Here is a 1481-nt window from a genome sequence, read left to right as displayed (position 1 = left end):
ATAGTTCAATCATATTCACGTGCAGGTCCCCTTTCAGATTTATGCTTTTAGCATTTGGTGTGCTTTCACGATGGCGATGGCCACATCAACGATTCGTTTGCGCTCATTCATCGCTTTTTTACGCAGCAGATCATAAGCCGCCGCTTCTGGAATGCCGTTTACTTCGCCAAGGATCCCCTTCGCCATATCAATCCATTTGCGTTCTTCCAGCCGAGCAGTCAGTTGTTTTCGTTCACTTTGCCAGTGCTGGCGTTCAAAAAAGCGTTTGGCGCTAAAATGAAGAGCCCAATTCAGCTCATGGGCTACCATCGTAGGGAGTAGAATGCCGTCGACAGTCGCATCTGCTTCGCAAGCCTCCGTCGATGACTGCGCGGATATCGCGCTGCACCACCATAGCAACGGAATTGCTCGGGTTTGCTCTAACCTGTTGCTCCACATACTGATTGTGCCGACGGGTATGTTCAGTACTGCCGCATCTGCATTATGGATGAGCTGTTTGAATTCAGATTCATCGCGGCAGGGCAAGGGCCGGTATCCGTTGGACTCTAAAAGGTGCTCAGGTTCTATTTGCCATGAGGGAATGATGTCTGCCTGCTCGGATGCAGGGTCAGCATGTGAGTGAATTACCAACAAGGAACGCAAGCGGGCTCCTCCTCTCTTTAACATGAAGGATAAGTTAAGCATGAGGATTGAAGGTCTTGATAAGAAATGTGACATATGACTTTGTGAGATGATTTAACTTTTCCATCATAATGAAGTAGAAACGGACTTTTAAACCATTTTGGCGTGTTTTGAACTGAAAATCAATCCTAATTTTGTAGAAGAGTGATATTTTATACGTCACGAATATGTTACTTAGTGATAAAATATATTTTTTTACGAGATTATGCGTGAGGAATATTGACATACGATTTGAATCGTTATATATTGACTACAACATTTTTAAATTTCATACTCTGATGGATACAACGGTGTATTCGATGAAACGGCAATGGAGCCTGTTTTTACATGTGAGGGATGTTTTGCATCCCTGTATGTAAAGCAGGCTTTTTTATGTTCTAAGGATAAACATGGGAGAGGGAGTGACCTAATGAGCTACATTCAAAAATTAGTACTGGTCGGCAACGGAATGGCGGGGGTACGCACTCTCGAACATTTGCTGAAGATCGCACCAGGTGCTTATGAGATTACAGTATTCGGGGCCGAGCCCCATCCAAATTATAATCGGATCATGCTGTCCTCTGTTCTGGCCGGAGGAACTGGCTTGCAGGATATTATCATCAACGATTGGAGTTGGTATGAAGACAATAATATCCGCTTATATACCGATGATCCTGTCACAGCGATCGATACGAAAAAACAGCAGGTGACATCACGCTCCGGTAGATGTGTCCCTTATGATTTATTATTGTTGGCAACAGGCTCTAAAGCCTTCATCTTGCCGTTACCAGGAGCTGATAAGGATGGAGTGATCGGTTTCC

The 1481-nt window shown here is 44.4% G+C and carries 2 protein-coding genes; one reads left to right on the top strand and one right to left on the bottom strand.

The window, feature by feature from the left end; genetic code table 11:
- Positions 1–39 precede the first annotated feature (39 nt).
- Positions 40–642 carry an ANTAR domain-containing response regulator gene (locus AC5V8P_RS25520; RefSeq protein ID WP_064796281.1) on the bottom strand — a complete coding sequence of 201 codons (603 nt, stop codon included), beginning with the start codon at positions 640–642 and terminating at the stop codon, positions 40–42.
- A gap of 448 nt (positions 643–1090) precedes the next feature.
- On the opposite strand from AC5V8P_RS25520, the gene AC5V8P_RS25515 reads away from it, so the two are divergent.
- On the top strand, positions 1091–1481 hold a 391-nt coding region (locus AC5V8P_RS25515), incomplete at its 3' end, for an FAD-dependent oxidoreductase (protein WP_495474045.1).

This window comes from Paenibacillus sp. N119s (assembly GCF_059447605.1).
This window is presented reverse-complemented; position numbering and strand designations above follow the sequence as displayed.